The organism is Aeromonas enterica (assembly GCF_054052465.1).
Window position 1 is genome coordinate 1 of sequence record NZ_JBSTYL010000003.1, and the last position, 14235, is coordinate 14235.

General features: G+C 60.1%; 14 protein-coding genes, 1 rRNA gene and 1 pseudogene. 7 read left to right on the plus strand and 9 right to left on the minus strand.

The window, feature by feature from the left end:
- From ACW5XD_RS04055 to ACW5XD_RS04070, 4 genes and pseudogenes are all read right to left on the minus strand, one after another.
- Nucleotides 1-72: ribosomal RNA gene (locus ACW5XD_RS04055) — 16S ribosomal RNA — on the minus strand; the annotation flags it as partial.
- 553 nt (nucleotides 73-625) lie between these two features.
- Entirely contained in the window at nucleotides 626-1672 is a 1047-nt protein-coding gene (locus ACW5XD_RS04060) for an NAD(P)H-dependent flavin oxidoreductase (RefSeq protein ID WP_456493750.1), read from the minus strand.
- 2 nt (nucleotides 1673-1674) lie between these two features.
- Nucleotides 1675-1959 carry a helix-hairpin-helix domain-containing protein gene (locus ACW5XD_RS04065; RefSeq protein ID WP_456493751.1) on the minus strand — a complete coding sequence of 95 codons (285 nt, stop codon included), beginning with the start codon at nucleotides 1957-1959 and terminating at the stop codon, nucleotides 1675-1677.
- 71 nt (nucleotides 1960-2030) lie between these two features.
- Nucleotides 2031-2680 (minus strand): annotated as a pseudogene (locus ACW5XD_RS04070) (ribonuclease T2 family protein).
- 237 nt (nucleotides 2681-2917) lie between these two features.
- On the opposite strand from ACW5XD_RS04070, the gene ACW5XD_RS04075 reads away from it, so the two are divergent.
- Both ACW5XD_RS04075 and ACW5XD_RS04080 read left to right on the plus strand, forming a co-directional pair.
- Complete coding sequence (locus ACW5XD_RS04075; protein ID WP_042869323.1) at nucleotides 2918-3478, plus strand: gamma carbonic anhydrase family protein; 561 nt, start codon at nucleotides 2918-2920, stop codon at nucleotides 3476-3478.
- Between the two features lie 145 nt (nucleotides 3479-3623).
- Nucleotides 3624-3917: a hypothetical protein gene (locus ACW5XD_RS04080; RefSeq protein WP_456493752.1), complete on the plus strand. Its 294-nt coding sequence runs from the start codon at nucleotides 3624-3626 to the stop codon at nucleotides 3915-3917.
- A gap of 373 nt (nucleotides 3918-4290) precedes the next feature.
- Here ACW5XD_RS04080 and ACW5XD_RS04085 read toward each other — a convergent pair whose 3' ends face one another.
- Complete coding sequence (locus ACW5XD_RS04085; RefSeq protein WP_456493753.1) at nucleotides 4291-5199, minus strand: SAM hydrolase/SAM-dependent halogenase family protein; 909 nt, start codon at nucleotides 5197-5199, stop codon at nucleotides 4291-4293.
- Between the two features lie 171 nt (nucleotides 5200-5370).
- Here ACW5XD_RS04085 and ACW5XD_RS04090 point away from each other — a divergent pair, with 171 nt between their 5' ends.
- On the plus strand, nucleotides 5371-5826 hold the full coding sequence (locus tag ACW5XD_RS04090; RefSeq protein WP_456493754.1) for a hypothetical protein: 456 nt from the start codon (nucleotides 5371-5373) through the stop codon (nucleotides 5824-5826).
- A 12-nt stretch (nucleotides 5827-5838) separates the two neighbouring features.
- Here ACW5XD_RS04090 and ACW5XD_RS04095 read toward each other — a convergent pair whose 3' ends face one another.
- Complete coding sequence (locus ACW5XD_RS04095; RefSeq protein WP_456493755.1) at nucleotides 5839-7071, minus strand: MFS transporter; 1233 nt, start codon at nucleotides 7069-7071, stop codon at nucleotides 5839-5841.
- Between the two features lie 223 nt (nucleotides 7072-7294).
- On the opposite strand from ACW5XD_RS04095, the gene ACW5XD_RS04100 reads away from it, so the two are divergent.
- Together ACW5XD_RS04100 and ACW5XD_RS04105 are read left to right on the plus strand one after the other, a co-directional pair.
- Nucleotides 7295-8164: a LysR family transcriptional regulator gene (locus ACW5XD_RS04100; RefSeq protein ID WP_456493756.1), complete on the plus strand. Its 870-nt coding sequence runs from the start codon at nucleotides 7295-7297 to the stop codon at nucleotides 8162-8164.
- Nucleotides 8165-8361: 197 nt separating this feature from the next.
- Nucleotides 8362-9636 carry a DEAD/DEAH box helicase gene (locus ACW5XD_RS04105; protein ID WP_456493757.1) on the plus strand — a complete coding sequence of 425 codons (1275 nt, stop codon included), beginning with the start codon at nucleotides 8362-8364 and terminating at the stop codon, nucleotides 9634-9636.
- Between the two features lie 69 nt (nucleotides 9637-9705).
- Here ACW5XD_RS04105 and ACW5XD_RS04110 read toward each other — a convergent pair whose 3' ends face one another.
- Nucleotides 9706-10980: a hypothetical protein gene (locus tag ACW5XD_RS04110; protein WP_456493758.1), complete on the minus strand. Its 1275-nt coding sequence runs from the start codon at nucleotides 10978-10980 to the stop codon at nucleotides 9706-9708.
- A gap of 224 nt (nucleotides 10981-11204) precedes the next feature.
- Complete coding sequence (gene cphA, locus ACW5XD_RS04115) at nucleotides 11205-11969, minus strand: CphA family subclass B2 metallo-beta-lactamase (RefSeq protein WP_456493759.1); 765 nt, start codon at nucleotides 11967-11969, stop codon at nucleotides 11205-11207.
- A gap of 490 nt (nucleotides 11970-12459) precedes the next feature.
- Here cphA and ACW5XD_RS04120 point away from each other — a divergent pair, with 490 nt between their 5' ends.
- On the plus strand, nucleotides 12460-13068 hold the full coding sequence (locus ACW5XD_RS04120) for a RhiA (protein ID WP_456493760.1): 609 nt from the start codon (nucleotides 12460-12462) through the stop codon (nucleotides 13066-13068).
- A 52-nt stretch (nucleotides 13069-13120) separates the two neighbouring features.
- Entirely contained in the window at nucleotides 13121-13483 is a 363-nt protein-coding gene (locus tag ACW5XD_RS04125) for a hypothetical protein (protein ID WP_456493761.1), read from the plus strand.
- A gap of 165 nt (nucleotides 13484-13648) precedes the next feature.
- On the opposite strand, the gene ACW5XD_RS04130 is transcribed toward ACW5XD_RS04125, so the two are convergent.
- The gene (locus tag ACW5XD_RS04130; protein ID WP_456493762.1) at nucleotides 13649-14041 is read right to left on the minus strand and encodes a Mor transcription activator family protein; all 393 of its coding nucleotides are present in this window, start codon (nucleotides 14039-14041) and stop codon (nucleotides 13649-13651) included.
- Nucleotides 14042-14235 lie beyond the last annotated feature (194 nt).

A 14235-nucleotide genomic window follows, 5' to 3' on the forward strand; every position in this document is an offset into this window, starting at 1 on the left:
CTGCCGCTCGACTTGCATGTGTTAGGCCTGCCGCCAGCGTTCAATCTGAGCCATGATCAAACTCTTCAATTTAAGTTTGGTTTGCGTTCATTCGATACCGAGGTAGCGAACTTCAGCGGCTCAATGAATTGCTGAAATAAACTGTTCGGCTTGTTATTGCTAACAAGTCGTTTTGGTCACTTCACCAGACATTGAAAATCAACAAAATTGTTTGATGTTCGATGCTGTGAGTGCCCACACAGATTGCTTGATTCAAATTGTTAAAGAGCGACGCAACAGTGTGTTGCTGCGGGAGTGGAATTCTACTCAACCGCCTTCTCGAGTCAAGCCTTATTTTCAAAGGCTTTTCTAGACACCGACTGGCTTGTTTGCGTTGCCGCTTGCCCTGTCGATGTGGCGCATTATAGAGAGATTGATCGCGTTGGCAAGGGTCGCAATGCAATAAAACTGCAAAAATCGGCACTTATTTAGTTATTCATAACCAACCACAGCTTTTGTACAAACTTATCCACAGAAGTGCCGTAAAATGGCCCGTTTGGCCTCATGAGTGACCCGCATTATGCCCATAGAAGAGTCACTCCTCGTATGGCGACCCTCCCGCTCATCTATCTATATAAAGAAGCGCTCACGCCAGGCCCGCTTCTTTCACCCATGCGGCGATCAGCTCGGCGGCTGGCAGGTCCAGGCAGCCGGAGACATTCTGGCCCGCCCACAGTGGCGAGAAGCCACTGTCACCCATCTTTTCGGCTGCCGCACGCAATGGGGCCAGCGCGCTGCTGGCATGGGGGAAATCAGGTGCCAGATCCGAGAGCGAGCCCAGCTCCCGCATCAGTCGATTGACTATCCCCCTTGCCGGGCGACCACTGAACACCTTGGTCAGGGCTGTGTGCTGACTTCGAGTCGAATGAATAGCCGCGCGATGCAAGGCAGAGGTCGTCGCCTCATGACAGCAAAGGAAGGCGGTTCCCATCTGCACTGCGCTGGCCCCCAACGCTAGGGCGGCCCGGATCCCCTTGCCATCGACTATGCCACCGGCGGCTATGACGGGCAGATCCACAGCGGCCACTATCTGTGGCAACAAGGTAAAGGCGCCTTGCTGCAAGGCGAGATCCTCATCGAGGAAGTGGCCGCGATGGCCGCCAGCCTCCAGTCCCTGCGCTATGATGGCATCGGCGCCATGACGAGCCAGCCACTGCGCTTCTGCTACCGTGGTCGCGCTGGCAAAGATTTTTGCCCCCGTGGCTTTCACTCGGGCCAGCAGGCTCGGCTCGGGCAGGCCGAAATGGAAGCTGACCACGGCAGGGTGGAACTCGGCCAGGATGGCGGCATGCTCGGCGTTGAACGGGGCGCGACTGGGTGCCGTCACCGCGGCCTCGGCATTCACCCCGAACTCGGCGTAGTAAGGTGCCAGGGTCTGCCGCCAACCCGCGAGGGCGATCGGATCCGGCTCGGTTTGCCGATGGCAGAAGAAGTTGATGTTGAATGGCCCCAGACCGCTGGCGGCAAGTCGAACGAGCTCGCTTCGCAGCCCGGTCGGGCTGAGCATGGCCGCCGGCAGGGAACCCAGACAACCGACACCCGTGACGGCCAGCGCTAGCGCGCCGTCCTGCACGCCCGCCATGGGGGCCTGAATGATGGGATAACGCATCCCCAGTTCGGCAAACAGGCTCATCGCTATGTTCCCAGCTCACAGTCCGAAACGGCGTCAGCTGCAACCTGGCTGCGCGCCAACGCTATGGCGCCATCGATGGCGCCGCGGGCCTGCTGGCTGTTCTGCCAGCAGGTCGAGCCCAGCATGCTGGCCACCAGCTGGACTATGTGGCTCGTGTCCGCCCCGGCCAGCTCGCTCAGAGTGTGATAACCCAACTGTTCGAGCCGGCCGATGACGGTGGGGCCCACTCCTTTCACCCCGAGCAGCAGGCTTCGCTCTCGCGCCGAGAACTGTTTCATGTCGGTCATTGCCAGACTCCTTTCCGATGACGGTATTTGCACATCGGGCCCGCAAGGGGCCCGATGAAGATAAGGAGGGGTCAGCGCACGCTGCGCAGCAGGAAGTCCGGCTGACCGCAGGAGCGCAGTTCACGCTTTTGCATCTCGTCGGAGCAGGTGACGGCATCCGTCCCTTCCTTGTTGATGCAGATGTAGACTTCCCGCAGGAAGCGCCCCCGTCGGCACAGGCAACCGTGATGTTGTCTGGCGCCAGCCAGTCGTTGGCACTGGCCAGATCCGCCTTGAGCTGGAAGCGGCTCTTGCGCAGAGGCTCGGCAGGCGACTGGTACGCAGCCGGGATCTTCACCTTCTGACGCAGGTCGCTGGCCAGCTGATGGAACTGCGGCTGGTCGAGACCGGAGCAGGTACCGTGCTTTTCCCACTCATGGCGATAGAGAAAACGGCTGGGATAGAGCCCGGCAAACTGCTGCTCCATGACAGGATCCAGTCGCTCGCGGGAGCAGCTGCTCGGGTAGCCGCGCTGGTACTGGGGCCAGAGTCCGTGCAGCACGAATCCCAGCTGACGGGCGCACTGGTCCCGGTCGGCCGGCTTGACGGCGCAATGCTCCGGCGACCAGGAGAGCGCCAGAGCATAATAGTCAAACTCGCCCGCCTCCCCCTTGGCCTGCACGGCAGAAGAGAACAAGGGAGAGAGCAGCAGGGTGCCGAGCAGCACAACAATCTTCTTCATCTTGGGTATCCAGCGTTATATCAAAAGAGTACCAACGCGGCAGCGCAGCCCCGTAGGCAGACGTCATGCTCCCATATTTTGAGAAGAGGGAACACCCCGACAAGATATGCGTACGCCCCCAAGGGTCTGACCAGTCAGGGGTTCCCCCTCCCGGCCCACAGGCGTAAGCTGACCCACCGGCAGGCCAGTGGCCTCGCCTTTTTCCCCGTCCCGATTTCATCTTCAACAGGATGTCACATGATCCGCAAGAATCCTTCCGGCCACCTGCCGGTCATCGACGAATCAGCCTATATCGACAAGACTGCCATCATCTGTGGCAAGGTGATCATCAAGGAAAACGTGTTTGTCGGCCCCTATGCGGTGATCCGCGCCGACGAGGTGGATGCCAGTGGCGACATGGAGCCCATCATCATAGGCGCCAACTCCAACATTCAGGACGGGGTGGTGATCCACTCCAAGTCCGGCGCGGCCGTCACCATAGGCGAGTACACCTCCATCGCCCACCGCTCAATCGTGCACGGCCCGTGCGAGGTCGGCAACCGGGTCTTCATCGGCTTCAACAGCGTGCTGTTCAACTGCCACATAGGTGAAGGTTCGGTGGTGCGCCACAACTCTGTGGTGGATGGCTGCGATCTGCCCCCCGGCTTCTATGTGCCCTCCACCACCCGCATCAATCAGCAGAGCGATCTGGCCGAGATCCCCAGAGTCACAGTGGATGCCACCGAGTTCTCCGAAGACGTGGCCCACACCAACATAGATCTGGTCAAGGGTTACAAGGCGCTCTCCAACGAGTTTTGAGGCGACCTCCTCCCATGACACACAACGGGCGCCCAGGCGCCCGTTGTCACAACTGTAAAGGGGGTGAAAAGAGGGTGTAAAAGCGATTGAGCGCAGAGCCAGGCTGGCGTTTGATGGGCCATATTCACCCGGACGAAGTCATCCCATGTCATGCAAAGCCCTCGTATTGCCCCTGCTGCTCGGCAGCCTGTCTGTGCACGCCAGCGACATGCCGCCCCCCATGCCAGGCCACCCCGGCGCTCAGATACCGGCGCCACCCTCGGTTCTCTATCAGGCCAGCAAGCAGAGCAAGGATCCCCAGGCCACGGCCCAGGAGCTGTTAAAGAACATCCCCGCCGCCGAGGCCAACAAAAGTTACGAGGTGATGGTCAGCGTGCGGGAGCTACCCCCCCAGCCAATCAGGCTCCAGTCCGCCACTGCTCCGCTCAAGGGCCAATAGGATGAACAGGGATAGCTCCAGGCCCCGAGCATTACCGCTGCTCATCGCCCTCCCCGCGAGTGTGGGCGGGGGTGGAGACGGTCTTGCTGGTCGGGCTCACCGACTATGTGCTCGGCGACATCTATTACTAGCGACAGGAGAATCACTATGTGGTGGTCACGCCGCCAACCCAGGTGATCGAGGTGCAGACTGACGCGAGCCTATCCCGCTGGATCTGGATGACCGTCGCCACTACGCCAAAGCCGGCCATTACTACCAGCGGGAACTGGACGGGCACTATATAAGGTAGAAGGACCGCCTCCCGCCGACCTGTGCTGAGCCGGTAAAAAAGACGGGCGCCGCGGCGCCCGTTGTTATTGGTGTCAGCCGATGATCATGAACACTTCTTCAGACTGATATGCCAGTTGGCACCGGACTGCACCTGATGTTTGACGGCGAAGCTGTCCATGTTGAGGGCGACCGAGACTTGCAGCAGGCTGTTGAGGTAGACCAGCGGCTGGCCTTCAGGCACGTCGCCGAAGCTGCTGACGTAGGGGGCCTTGCCCTCGTACTTGAGCACGTCCCCTTCGCTTATCTTGAGGCAGGCCTGATCCCCCTTGTTGACGCCCGCCTTGGCAAGCAGCGTCTCGTCTATGTTGGTCCAGACGTTGCCGTACTGCACATCCAGGATCGGGATGGTGCCCTTGACGGTGCCGTCCTGCTCGGCCACTGCCGGCTGGTAAGGGATCTTCACCACCTCGGCCGGCAGCAGCGGGCCCACCTGCTCATAGCTGATGGCACCGGAGGCCAACCGGGCGCCGGTGTAGGCGTAAACATCGCGGCCGTGGAAGGTGTTGGACTTCTCGGAACCCTTGAGGCGATTGGTCTTCTCGTCGATCTGGCGCACTGTGTCGATGCCGAAGTGCTCCGCCACCAGGGTCAGGGTGCCGTTATCCGGCGAGACTATGTAGTGACCGCTCTTGGTCTTGAGCACCACCGACTTTCGATCTGTCCCCACGCCAGGATCCACCACGCTGACGAAGACGGTGCCCTTGGGCCAGTAGTTGATGGTCTGATAGAGCCGGTAGGAGGCTTCCCAGATGTTGTAGGCCGGGATCTCGTGGGTCAGGTCATAGAGCGGCAGGGTGCGATCAACCCCGAAGGCGACCCCCTTCATGGCCGACACTGCGCCATCCTTGAGACCAAAATCGGTCTGGATCACCAGGGCCTCGTTGGCACAGGCGAGGCTGCTGGTCAGCAGGAGGGCGAGCGCAAGGGCGCGGGGAGCGGTGCGAATATCCATATCAGAACTCCTGAAGCGTAGAGGTGAGCAATAGCCATTTAGACATCCAGAATGCCATCAATAACCAAGTTTGCAAGCCGTATCAGCCGAATGGGGGAGCTGAAAGCCCTCGCCAGCAAGCATGGGCGGGTGTATGGATAAGTCTGATCATCAACACGGCAAGGAGATCTCATGACAAGCAGACACCCCGCCATCATGCTGAAGCTGGGGGAGCAGACCAGCAAGGTGCAGATCACCCAGGCAGACGACATCACCCTCACCTACAAGCTGGCATTTGGTTTCGAGGCCATGACGCCGGGCCCGTTTCGCCATGACCCGCCGAGCGCACTCGAATTGGAGCAAGCCATCATGGTAGTAGAGGATGCGCTGATGCCGCTGGCTGCCCGCATTCCGGCCCACGAACTCGTGACACTGGACAGCCCGCTCCCGCTGGCTGACGAGTTCGGCAGCCATGAGCTGAGCCGGGAGAGCATAGAGCAGCTGTTCGGCCAGTTTGCCGCCATGGTGGAAGGGGATCCGCTGGCGGCGGCCCATCTGCCCAAGGGGCGGCATTTTGCCGCCGTGCTGCTGATCCTGCGGGAATGGATGCACCATCTGGACGCCAAACGAGTGTTGCTGGCGGATTGATGGGTGAGCCTATCAAGGCGCAGCCCGTTCGAAGCGGGTTCGTGATACCCCCCAGGCCAGCCCAAGACTGATCAGAATGGTGCCGACGGCGAGCAGGTCCACCGCCGCCAGCAGGCCAACACTGTCACTCACCCAGCCCAGCAGCACAGGCACCCAGTTCGCCACATAGGCGATCACATAGAAGAACGACACCAGCCGGGCGTGGCTGCCGCCGGGAGAGATGCGGTTGACCAGGGTCGCACTGCCGACAAACACGGCGCCCTGGGCGTAACCTGCCACCAGCAGCCCAAGCCCCGCCAACCAGAGCGACTGGACGTGCACGGCGCCGGTAAACAGCAGCACGCAGAGTGCCAGCGCCAGGCAACCGCTCTGCAGGGTATGGCGGGCATCGAGGCGGCGGGCCCAGAGCTGGCACAGGCCGGAGAGCAACATATAAGCCGCGATCAGATAGCCAAACAGGCCGAGATCCCGCATCCCCAGCAACTGGCTCGCCACCTTGGGGCCGATGGCCAGCAGGCTGGCCGCCACCGCCCAGGCGGTAAACAACGCCAGCGCACAAAGAAAGAATGCAACCCCAGTGGCCTTGAGCCCCTCCCCTAGCGATCCCCTGCCCTGATGCGTTGCCGCGGCCGGCGCCCCTTGCGCGCTGGCGGGCCAGCTCAGCACAACACCTGTCATGGCGCAGGCCGCCAACCCCATGATGAGCAGAAAAGGCAGCTGAGTCGGATAAAAGTCCAGCTGCAACGCCAGCCCGCTGAATACCGGGCCTAGCGCCAGTCCGGCAGTAAAAGAGAGGGTCGCGCTGAGAGCGGCCCGCTTGCCGCCGTCGCGCGGACCAAAGCGCAGCAGCGCCACGTTGGCGGCGCCGGTCAGCGCCCCCGTGCCGATCCCGGCCAGCACCCGCGCCAGCAGCAGCGACCAGAACGAATCGGCCAGGGAAAACAGCAGGGCGCCTCCCGCGACCGCCAGCTGGGCCGGCAGGATCATGGCGCGCAGATCGCTCACCCGGCCCGCCAGATTGCCCACCCCGAACAAGGAGATGAGCACCCCGGCCGCATAGCCGCCATAGATCAGGGTGAGGCTGACATCGCTCAGCGCCAGTACCTGCTGGTAGTGGGGATAGAGAGGGGTGGGCACGCTGCTGTTGAGCAGCGCCGACATCAGGGCCAGCGGCAGAAACAGCAAGATGGCGCCATGGGAAGCCTGCGCCTCGCAGGGCCGGGCGGTGGACAGGGATGATGACATGCACAACTCCGATGAACGCGAGGCCGGGCCACGCTGACGAGAGTCGGCCATGATAGCGCCCGTCCATCCCTGCCAACAGCGGCACAAATGCATCATGCCGCTTCAATAATGCATGCCGGTAACATCTATTTGCATGCCAACAAGGCCACGCTCGCCTTGTGATCCCGCCTGTGCTGGCTTCTAATGGGCTCGCCCCAAGGGGGCACTTTGAGTGGGAGGCTCGATGATCAACTGGGATGACGCACGTTTTTTTCTGGCATTGGCAAGACAGGGCACACTGCGTGGCGCGGCCGGGGTGCTGGGGGTCGATCAGGCCACCGTCGGGCGGCGCATCACGGCGCTGGAGCAAAACCTGGGCTCCAAGCTCTTTATCCGCACCCCCAAACTCTATGATCTGAGCCCCCTCGGCGAGACCATGCTGGCGGATGCCAGCGCCATGGAGCAGGCCATCAAGGCCATAGAACGCAAGGCGAGCGCAGGGGATCAGAGCCTGTGCGGCGAGGTGCGCATCGCCACCACTGACACCCTGGCCCAGGCCTTCGTGCTGCCCGCCCTCACCCTGCTGCGCGAGCGCCACCCAGGTATCCGCCTCAGCTTGCAGACGGCGGTCAGCGTCAGCGACATCGCCTATCGGGAGGCCGATCTCGCCATCCGGGGGCTGCGCCCCGACAACGACGAGCTGGTGATCAAGCGGCTCACCACCATAGATATGGGGCTCTACGCCTCTCGCGACTATCTGGCTCGCCACGGCACGCCCAAGAGCGGCCACGGCCTGAGTCAGCACGCCCTGCTGCTGTTTGCCAAGGAGCTGGTCTCCCGCCACTGGCACAGCCTGTGCGGGGAGCCGCTGCACGAACCGAACGTGGTGCTGCAGTGCAATGCCCAGCTGCTGTTGCTGGCGGCGGCCCGCCAGGGGCTGGGAATAGCCCTGCTCTCCACCTTTCTGGCAGACAAAGAAACTGAGCTGGTGCGCGTGCTGCCCGCCCTCAGCGATCCGGTCGACATCTGGCTGGTGCTCCACCCCGACCTGCAGAAGGCCAGCCGGGTACGCGCCGTGGTGGATGCGCTGGAAGAGGTGTTTCACTGCCGTTAACCAGCACAGAGTGTTCCAGCACAGGGAGCTGCTCGCCATGGCGCAGCTCCCGAGCCAGACCTGCAGGGCGAAGCGCGGGATAGAGGCCCACTCCCCTCGCCCGCCTTCTGCCCATGCCCCCGCTTCTGTTACCATGCCGGCCACTACGATTGTTTCTGTCGTGGCCCTGGCCGCGATAACCCCACACTGGTGCCCCTATGTCCATTGCCTCCTTTGCCGAACTGGCCCTATCCCCCCATTTGCAGCAGACGCTGACCGAACTCGGCTATGCCGCGCCCACCCCGATCCAGGCCTGCGCCATCCCCGTCATTCTGGCGGGGCGCGATCTGATGGCGGGGGCCCAGACCGGCACAGGCAAGACAGCCGCCTTCGTGCTGCCGCTGCTGGAGCAACTGATGCAGCACCCGGCGAGCGATGCATCCCGCCCGATCCGCGCCCTGGTGCTGGTGCCGATCCGCGCCCTGGTGCTGGTGCCGACCCGCGAGCTGGCGGTGCAGGTACACGAGAGCGTCGCGCGCTACGGACAAGGTACGGGTCTCACCAGCGCTTTGGTCTACGGCGGGGTCAGCATAGCCGCGCAGGTGGAGGCGCTGAAAGCCGGGGTGGATCTGCTGATCGCCACCCCGGGCCGACTGCTCGACCATCTGCGCCAGGGGACCTTGAGCCTTGAGCGCCTCAGCCATCTGGTGTTTGACGAGGCGGACCGCATGCTCGACATGGGCTTTATGGACGAGATCAAGGCGCTGCTCAAACAAATACCGGCGGATCGCCAGACCCTGCTCTTCTCCGCCACCTGCGATGACAACCTGTTTGCCTTGAGCCGTGTGCTGCTGCGCGACCCCGAACTGATCGAGGTGGCACCGCGTAACACCACGGCGGCCGAGGTGGAGCAGCGGGTCTATGCGGTGGATGGCGAGCGCAAGCTGGCGTTGCTGGAGCACCTGATCAAGGTGAAGGGCTGGGCGCCGGTGCTGATCTTCAGCCGCACCCGCCAGGGGGCCGACAAGCTGGCCCAGCAGCTGGGCAAAGCGGGCATCAATGCGCTGGCCTTCCACGGTGACCTGTCACAAAGCGCGCGGGAGAAGGTGCTGCTGGAGTTCAGGGCTGGCACCCTGCAGGCGCTGGTCGCTACCGACGTGGCAGCACGCGGCCTCGATATCAGCGATCTCAACTACGTGATCAACCTCGAATTCCCCTTTGTCGCAGAGGATTACGTGCACCGCATCGGTCGCACCGGCCGCGCGGGCAACAAGGGGCTGGCCATCACCTTGTTCAGCCCGGAAGATGCGCCGCTCTTGGAGAAGGTGGAAGCCGTGCTCGACACCCGATTGCCCCAGCAGTGGTTCCCGGGCTTTGAGCCCGACCTCACCCGCTTAGAACCCGAGCCGCGCCGCAACGGCAAGGCAGCCCAGAAGCAGCGCGCCAGAAAGCTGGCCCTCGGCGGCGGCAAGAGCGGCAAGGGCAAGCGTTAAGCCGCCTCAACGCCGCCCACAAAAAACGCCCGCATGGGCGTTTTTTGTTTTCCGGCTAACCGCAGGCGGCTATGAATCGGTGGCCAGCATGGGTGGCAGGGCCCGCAGGATGCGTTGCTCCGCCAGGGTCGAGAGGATAAACATCACCATATAGCCAAGCCCCAGCGCCACAATAATGGCCACCACGTTGCTGGTGAACTCGGCCACCAGATAGTAGGCGGCGACCAGCGCCACTATGCCGACCAGCCGGATTAGCAGGCTCTGGGTAAAGTGGCCGTGGGCCTTGATATAGGCGAGCTGATAGCCGTTGAGCATCATGAAGATGAAGAAGAGGGAGAAGTGCAGCAGCACGGGCACGGCCCCCACATAGTCGACGGGGAACAGCAGCAACACCAGCGGCTTGCCCGCCAGCAGCATCAGCACAAAGAACACCAGACTGACGATAGCCGAGAGGCGGAAGATCCAGCGTCGGATCATCCTGATCTGGCGGTGATCGCCGTTGCGCAGATTGACCGCCAGCTCAGGCAGCACGAAGCGGTAGATTGGGAAGACAAACAGCAGCGTCATATAGGTGAAGATGGGGCGCACCACCACCTGGAAATCCCCCAGCTCGTCGATGCTGAAGTGGCGTATGGTGAGCAGCACTGTGATGTAGATCATCAGTATGCTGGCCCCCGCCTCCAGCGAGGCGGTGAAGCTCTTTTTCACATAGCTGCGCATCTCGGGGCCGAGCTCGACTTTGGCCAGCGGCCGGGTGGCGATGGCCCTGCGCCGATAGAGATACATATAACCGGCGATGACCAGCGACGAGAGCGTCAGCCCGTAGAAGAGCGACGAGAGTGCATCCATCCCCAGCCCGAAATAGCAGGCCATAAACAGCAGGGCATTGGCGAGCGGCTCCAGCCAGGTGACCCTGTTGGAAATGTCATACATGCGGTACATGGCCACCAGATTGGTGAAATAGACCTTGAGCCCCAGCCCGAAGATGACCCCCACCAGTTGCAGATACTCCACCCGTATATGGAGCCCGTGCTTGATGTAGGGGATCACCAACCCCCAGGTGAGCAGCACCATGCCAATGAGGAAGTAGCGGAAGATATTGATGATGTCTCTGTCGTTCTTGGTCTGGGAGTAGCTCACCACCATGGAGGAGCGAAAGCCGGTCATCAGGATGAGAGAGAGGGAGATCAAATCCACCACGCTATTGAACAGCGCCAGATCCCCCTTGGCCACCCACTGCGCAAGCCACACCTTGAAGGAGAAGCCGATGACGATGCTGACCAGCGAGGCCCACATGCCGGTGATAAAGGCCTGCTTCAGCCGCTCGAGGGATTTATATTGCATATCAATTGCTTGTTAATGGCTGGCCAGAGAGGAATCCATCTTATGAAAGCGCACCCGGCTTGAACAGCCTTAATGCCGGGGGCCGGCTGCCGGCCGGCAAGATTCGGAAATCAGCCACAGAAAATCCGGTGCGCTGAAAACAGGAAAACGCCCGTTTGGGCGTTTTCTCTGGCCAGCACCTGTCAAGAGTGAGGCGTATCTTGTTATCTCTGCGCCCTGGCTCTCTATGCCTGCGGGGCGGCCTTGATAAGCGCCTCGTAGTGATCGATAAGCTCGGGCCCGTGCAGCGGCGAGTCGTGACCACCGACCACAATCTTGATCGGCAGCTTCATCGCTTTGAGCCGCTCCAGCGTCTGCGGATAGGCCTTCACATCGGCAAAGCTCAGGTTGCCCAGCTTCTCCTTGAGGATGCAGTTGCCATAGAGCACCTGCTCGTCGGGGAAGTAGACAAAGATGCCGTCCGGCGTGTGGGCCGGGCCCGCGTAGAAGGCACGCACCTTGCCCTCCTGCAGGGTGAAGTCGCCATCGTGCACCACGTTGGGCAGCACCAGCGGCAGATCCGGGTACTCCGGCAGCCCCTTGCGAGTAAAGGCGACAATCTCGGCCCAGTCACTCTTCATCAGATCCCGTGTCTGGCGCGTCGCCACCACCTTGGCCCCGATGGACTTCCAGTAGGCGTTACCGCCTGCCCTGTCGGTGTGGTAGTTGGTGTTGATCACCTCCAGCACCGGTTTGCTGCTGACCCGTTTGATCAGCTTGTGCAGCTCGCGGGCGGTATCCGGCGTCCAGGTCGCCCCCACCACAGTCACCCCCTTGGCCCCGAAATAGACCATGGAGTTCTCTTTGACGTAGTAGTTGTCCTCCACCACATACACAGGGCCGCTCACCTGAGTGAGCGATATCGCCGCCGCATGCACGCTGCCGCCCCAGAAACTCGCCACCAGCACCAGGGCCCCGGCCAGCCCGCACTTTATCCAACCTTTCATCATCTTGCTCCCTCGCTCCAACCGGCCCCTCGCCACCCCTGTGGCAAGCCGGGCCTTTTAAGCAGTGGGCAGAAAATACGGGGGATTTGTGAAGGGAAAATGGGCTTCTGTGAAGAGAAGGTGAAGTCTGGGGAAAGTCCGGAGAAATCAGCAGCGAACCACGACCAAGATGGCGATTGGCGATGTGGAAAATGGAAAGAGGTAAATGGTCAAAACATGCAATCAGCGCCTTGATGCAGGGACGACTAGAGCAGTGTAATCGTCCGCATACCGCGTCATAGCAATACTGGCAGCCCCCCTGTATTACAGCGGCGTCTCGGCCACGACCTATTCGCGACCGTCCGAATACGCTTAGCTATTCGAACCTACGACTCTGATAAACACTTATCACTTAAAAACACTCACCTGAATATCTTCCCGATTATTTAATCGGTAACGACATGGGAAATTGAACTTGGGCCTAATAATGGGCCTCATAACCAAGGAAAATACCATGTCCAATCAATACAGCGTTAAGTTTGTCAACAGCTCCACTAACTCAGGGAATGTGGCGCTTTTTCAGCAGCTGCCGGATCAACGAGCTCAGAATATTTTCTCCCTCGCTTGGTTCAGTAAGTTTGTTAATCCAAACGTACACGAGATCTTCAAATGGGAAATTGATTACTCCTTTGTCTGGTCCGATACCGGTGAGATCAAACCCGGCATCATCTTCGAAGGGGGAGAGGAAATAGCCGCCGATCTGACCACGGCCAACTCCATTACCCTGGATTACAACGGCGGTTACTTTTTTTCGCCAACCTCCTTTAGCGGCCAATCAGGTTCTCTCTATATCGACGAGAGCGCCAATGTGCCTCTCAAGCAGGCCGCTGTCGGTATCGGCATGAGCAAAGCGGGTACCTTCGTCAAGGCGACCCAGCCGAACCTGCATCTGGAGTTTGTCCCCCACCCCTCTTACTGGATTGTATTTGGCGACTTCCAGCAAGGAGAGATCCTGGATATCGAGCAGATCACTGATGCGGTTGAGATCAAGTTCGGGCCCAACATCTACGAGATGGTTGCAACCCTGAAACAAGACAACTCTTGGGCCATCACAGCAGCCTGAGTATTGGGCGGCGGGTTCATACCGCCGCCTCTACACAACCAAGGAGCACAAGATGAAAGATATAATTATTATCGATGGTAACGGCCATGCACTGGATCCCATGGACCAGTGCGAAGCCGAACAGTATCTGAGTGAATATCTGGAGAAAAATCTCCACGCCAACCTGAAGCAGTGTTTGAACGACGTGACGGGAGGTAAGGGTAAGGCGACTGGCGCTTATCAATATAACGGCCATGCTGTGCTGCATGCATCGTCCGGCAACGTACAGAAGAGCGTCAGCCTCTTCTACTACGACGATGGTGGCAACCACTATATTATTGCCATGGGCGAGCATAAGACAGCCACCAGCTACAAGCTGAATTTCTACGGCCAACCGGCGGGTGACTTCAAATATAAAGCGACCATCACCTTATAACATCTTCGCCCGGGGAGACCCGGGCATTTTTATTCCTGCCTGACAATCCAAACATCTCACATGGGCCGATTTGATAGCCGTTATACGCAGGGCCATAGCCCGTCCAGGTTTCTCGGTTGATAAAAGCAGGGCCTTGCCCGCCCCGCTTATGGCTGATACCGAAAATTATTGCGCTCTCATCTTTCGCTTGATATTGGCAACTTGGCGAGTCCCCAGATCGAACTCTTTGGCGAGCTGAGTGCGCGATTTACCACTCTCCGACTGAACCATGATCTCTCGGTTGCGCAATTGTCTATCTATATGCTTGGCCAGAGGCACCTCTATGCTTAGTCCCCCCAAAGCGTTACACAATCGCCCCATCGTCACCTCACTGCAATACGCAGCATGGTGCTTGGGTGATTTAGGGATATATTTGCACTGCCCTCCAAAGGATTGCGTGAACATATACGCCTCCTCCAGTCCCATAATATCGATAAGTTCCTGCAACTGCCCGGGCAGTCTGGTGACATCGATATAGGCCAACGCATCGGCCAAAATGCACTCTCCATGGTATTTCATTGCCTCACTCCTTGTGTCATTTGAGAACCCAAATGACATCACGTTGAAATGTGACAATCGATGGGGAAATCATTCAGGCCAAGCGCGCCAGCCCCCTTTTCGGCTCTCTCACTCCCCAGAACTGACAATAAAAAACCACCCGTATCGCGCGGGTGGTTTTATTTTCGTTATCACCGGGCGAACCCGGGCTATTT

What these genes read in the sequence shown, in the direction of transcription:
- ACW5XD_RS04100 (WP_456493756.1), top strand. Translation starts at nt 7,295, where the DNA reads ATGATCAACTGGGATGACGCACGTTTTTTTCTGGCATTGGCAAGACAG.
- ACW5XD_RS04125 (WP_456493761.1), top strand. Translation starts at nt 13,121, where the DNA reads ATGAAAGATATAATTATTATCGATGGTAACGGCCATGCACTGGATCCC.
- ACW5XD_RS04110 (WP_456493758.1), bottom strand. Translation starts at nt 10,980, where the DNA reads ATGCAATATAAATCCCTCGAGCGGCTGAAGCAGGCCTTTATCACCGGC.
- ACW5XD_RS04060 (WP_456493750.1), bottom strand. Translation starts at nt 1,672, where the DNA reads ATGAGCCTGTTTGCCGAACTGGGGATGCGTTATCCCATCATTCAGGCC.
- ACW5XD_RS04120 (WP_456493760.1), top strand. Translation starts at nt 12,460, where the DNA reads ATGTCCAATCAATACAGCGTTAAGTTTGTCAACAGCTCCACTAACTCA.
- cphA (WP_456493759.1), bottom strand. Translation starts at nt 11,969, where the DNA reads ATGATGAAAGGTTGGATAAAGTGCGGGCTGGCCGGGGCCCTGGTGCTG.
- ACW5XD_RS04085 (WP_456493753.1), bottom strand. Translation starts at nt 5,199, where the DNA reads ATGGATATTCGCACCGCTCCCCGCGCCCTTGCGCTCGCCCTCCTGCTG.
- ACW5XD_RS04095 (WP_456493755.1), bottom strand. Translation starts at nt 7,071, where the DNA reads ATGTCATCATCCCTGTCCACCGCCCGGCCCTGCGAGGCGCAGGCTTCC.
- ACW5XD_RS04105 (WP_456493757.1), top strand. Translation starts at nt 8,362, where the DNA reads ATGTCCATTGCCTCCTTTGCCGAACTGGCCCTATCCCCCCATTTGCAG.
- ACW5XD_RS04080 (WP_456493752.1), top strand. Translation starts at nt 3,624, where the DNA reads ATGTCATGCAAAGCCCTCGTATTGCCCCTGCTGCTCGGCAGCCTGTCT.
- ACW5XD_RS04130 (WP_456493762.1), bottom strand. Translation starts at nt 14,041, where the DNA reads ATGAAATACCATGGAGAGTGCATTTTGGCCGATGCGTTGGCCTATATC.
- ACW5XD_RS04075 (WP_042869323.1), top strand. Translation starts at nt 2,918, where the DNA reads ATGATCCGCAAGAATCCTTCCGGCCACCTGCCGGTCATCGACGAATCA.
- ACW5XD_RS04090 (WP_456493754.1), top strand. Translation starts at nt 5,371, where the DNA reads ATGACAAGCAGACACCCCGCCATCATGCTGAAGCTGGGGGAGCAGACC.
- ACW5XD_RS04065 (WP_456493751.1), bottom strand. Translation starts at nt 1,959, where the DNA reads ATGACCGACATGAAACAGTTCTCGGCGCGAGAGCGAAGCCTGCTGCTC.